The organism is Actinomadura sp. 7K507, assembly GCF_004348425.1.
Lineage (GTDB): Bacteria > Actinomycetota > Actinomycetes > Streptosporangiales > Streptosporangiaceae > Spirillospora.
In genome coordinates, this window is the sequence record NZ_SMKK01000437.1 from 1 (window position 1) to 3,287 (window position 3,287).

Genomic DNA, 3,287 nt, shown 5'->3' on the forward strand with positions numbered 1-3,287 from the left:
GGGGGTGCCTCTATGTCTTTCGTCAAGGTGTCCATGTTGGCTTTGGGGTGGTTTGGGGGTGTGTTGCGCTCGGTGGTGAAGTGTGCAGTGGCGGGGCAGCGCCTCGGCCACGGCGGTCTGGGAGGGGTCGATGGTGGTCCGCCCGTCCTCGATGTCCCACAGCGTGTTCTGCAGCAGCCGGGCCAGGGTCCAGCCGGCCGCGCGTTGGCGGTCCAGCCCGAGCGCCTCGGTCAGCAGGTCGAAGCGGCGCCGCACCGCCAGGGGAGCGTCCCTGGTGGGGTGGAGTTTCTCCCAGCCGGTGTCCAGCGCCGGCCACAGGTCGAAGCCCGGATCGCCGACGAGGGGTTCGGGGTCGATGGCCAGCCACGGCTCGCGCTCGGCGGCGAGCACGTTGTCGTAGTGCAGGTCCCAGTGCAGCATCCGGTCGCCGGGCTCGTCGGCCAGCTCGGTGACTGCCGATGCCCAGCCGTGCAGCCGCCGCTGGTCCTGGGGGTCCGGCATGGCGGCGACGGCCGCCGGCACGGACGCCAGCATGTCGCGTGCGACGTCACCGAGGCCGCGCAGGTCCTCAGGCGCCGGGACGGAGTGCAGCCGGGCCATGAGTCCGGCCAAGGCGTTCATGGCCACGTCGTCGTCCTCGACGCAAGCCAGGGTGCGTGAGCCGTCGAGGCGTTCGAGCAGCATGGCGCTGCTCTCCGGGTCGTGGTCGAGCAGCCGCACGATGCCGTCGCCGTTCCACGCCCGCAGCCCGATCAGCGCGGCGGTCGTCTCCTCGCGGGGCATCTGGAGTTTAAGCGCGGCGCGGGTGCCGTCCGTGCGGCGCACCGGCACCACCAGTGAGGCCTCGCCGGACCCGATGCCGCCGTCGCGCTCCAGTTCCCATCGGTCGAGCAGCTCCGCCACCAGCGCGGGCAGCCGGGCGATCCAGGTCCGTTCCTCTTCACCACCGTTCCTCGTGTACGACGCGATCAGAGCGTCGGGGACTTCGATACCCTGCGGCGAACTCATGGGGGGTGTCCTTCGGAGGAGTGGGCTTCCCACCGCGACCACAGGTAAGGCCGAGGGTCATGCGGCGGCTACTTCGGGGGTGCGGGTCTCGTAGAAGGTTCCGTCTCGGAGCATGGCGAACAGCACGCTGATGCGTTGGCGGGCGAGGCGGAGGAGAGCCTGGGTGTGGGTCTTTCCGCGTGCTCTGCAGCGGTTGTAGTAGGTGCGGGAGGAGGGGTCGTGCAGGGCGGCGAACGCGGAAAGGAACATGGCGCGTGTGAGCTGGCGGTTTCCGCCTCGGGGCGCGTGTTCGCCGTGGATCGAGGTCCCCGACGACTTCGTGGTCGGGACGAGGCCGGCGTAGGAGGCGAGGTGGGCGGCGGTCGGGAAGCTGGTGCCGTCGCCGACGGTGACCAGCAGCACGGCGGCGGTCCTGACGCCGACGCCGGGCAGCGACGTCAGGACCTGGGAAAGAGGGTGGGCCTCCAGCAGTTGGTTGATCTGTGTTTCCAGGGCTCGGCGTTGTTCGTGGACGGCGGCGAGCGAGCGGGCCAGGGATGGGATCACGATGTCGAGGGTGCCGGTGCCGGGAACGATGACGGTCTGCTCGTCGAGCGCGCCGAAGACCTCGTCGACCAACCGTGCTGCCATGCGCGGGGCCTTGGGCCTGATGGCCTCGACGAGCCGGCGGCGTCCGGCTTTGCGCAGGGCAGCCGGGGATCCGTAGCGTTCCAGCAGCCAGGTGACGGCCTGGTGGTCGAGGCGGGGACCAAGGACACGCTCCAGGCTGGGGTGAAACTGGGTGAGCAGGCCGCGTATGCGGTTGCTGGTGCGGTTGGCTTCGGCCGCGAGGTCCTGGTCGAAGCCGACGAGCACCGTCAGCTCGGCGGTGATCTCGTCGGTGAGCTCCAGCGAGCGCAGGGTGTGCGGCATGGTGCGGGCTGCGCCGGCGATCACCGCGGCGTCCTTGGCGTCGGTCTTGGCCTCACCCGGATAAAGGTCGGCGATCCTGCGCATCGCCAGGCCCGGCAGGTAGGCGACCTTGCAGCCCGCGTCACGGGCCACGGTCAGAGGCAGGGCGCCGATCGAGGCGGGCTGGTCCACCACCACCAGGACTGTGCCGAACTTGGTGGTCAGCTTGTCGAACACCGCCCTCAGCTTCGGTTCGCTGTTGGGCAGCTGCTTGTCGAAGACCTTCTTACCCGCCGAGGTCGGTCCGTGCCCATGATGGGCGCTCTTGCCGACGTCCAAGCCGAGGAAGACGCCCACATCGCCGGTGCCGACCATCGTGCTCCCAACTGCTTCGGTGGGATGCTGGCCAGGAAGTTGGCGCCGTACGCGCGCATCCACGTTATGCAGACCTGCCGCCCTCGCGATGCCGGGCATTGCGCTCGGCGAGGCGGTAGTCAGACCTCTCATCAGCGTCTCCAACGGCGCCCCTCGGGCCCGTGACACCACCCCCAGGTCATGCATTCGACAGGGGGGAACAGTCATGCCGGGCCCGGAGGCCAGCGGCCCTGTTGCAGAGCCGAGAAGGACATAACGGGGGGTTCTGGTGGTCATGCGGCTGGAAGGTCGGTGGGTCCTTGGTCCGGCGCACGGGCGCGTGGCACTTGTCCTGTCGTCCTTTCCAGGCGGCTTCTCTTTTCCTGGCGGCTCGGCCGTTGGGCTTGGAACCAGGGTGGCGGGCGGCCGGTCGCTGGGGGTGTCCTCGGTTCGTCACCGTTGCCGGTTCTGGGGGGTTGGAGGCGGTAGCTGTAGCGGCCGTCGGGGGTGTGGCCGATCGTGATGCGGCCGGGATTGGTGTGTTTGTACCTGTTGTGCCAGCTGCACGCGAGGGCGAGTTTGTCGATGTCGGTGGGGCTGTCGCCCAGGGCCCACCCATCCACATGGTCAACTTCGCAGAGGATGCCGGGCACTTCGCAGCCCACCATCGCGCACGTCGGGTAGAGGGTCTCCAGAACTTGCCGCTGGCCGGGGCTGGCGAACCGGTGGAGGCGTCCGAGGTACAGGGGAATGCTGCCGTGCCCCAGGATGAGGGGCGATACACCCGCTGAGAGGGCGATGCGGCGGGCCTGGGCCGCGGGGATCGGGGTGCCGTCGGTGAGCCGCGCGGGGGCGTTGCCGTCGGCGAGGGTGTCCAGATCGACGATGACGGTGACCTTGGTCGCCTTGAGCTTCCCCCCGTTGCACGGACACCCGAGGTGAGGTCACTCGACGGCGTCTGAGGGCAGGTTGAGCCCTTCGAACGTGACGGGGCTATGCATCCCAATACTGGAATGCCGCCTGTATGGATTATA

Annotated in this window: 1 protein-coding gene and 1 pseudogene; both read right to left on the minus strand. The window is 69.2% G+C overall.

The annotated features are described in order from the left end of the window. Nucleotides 1-90: 90 nt before the first annotated feature. Nucleotides 91-1,008, minus strand: a pseudogene (locus E1285_RS44020) (aminoglycoside phosphotransferase family protein); the annotation flags it as partial. A gap of 57 nt (nt 1,009-1,065) precedes the next feature. Further along, nucleotides 1,066-2,274, minus strand: coding sequence for an IS110 family transposase (locus E1285_RS44025; protein ID WP_132160851.1), 1,209 nt, complete (start codon nt 2,272-2,274; stop codon nt 1,066-1,068). Nucleotides 2,275-3,287: the final 1,013 nt, after the last annotated feature.

Bases quoted from the DNA above. Each gene is read 5' to 3' on its own strand.
- E1285_RS44025 (WP_132160851.1), bottom strand. From the start codon at position 2,274: ATGGTCGGCACCGGCGATGTGGGCGTCTTCCTCGGCTTGGACGTCGGC.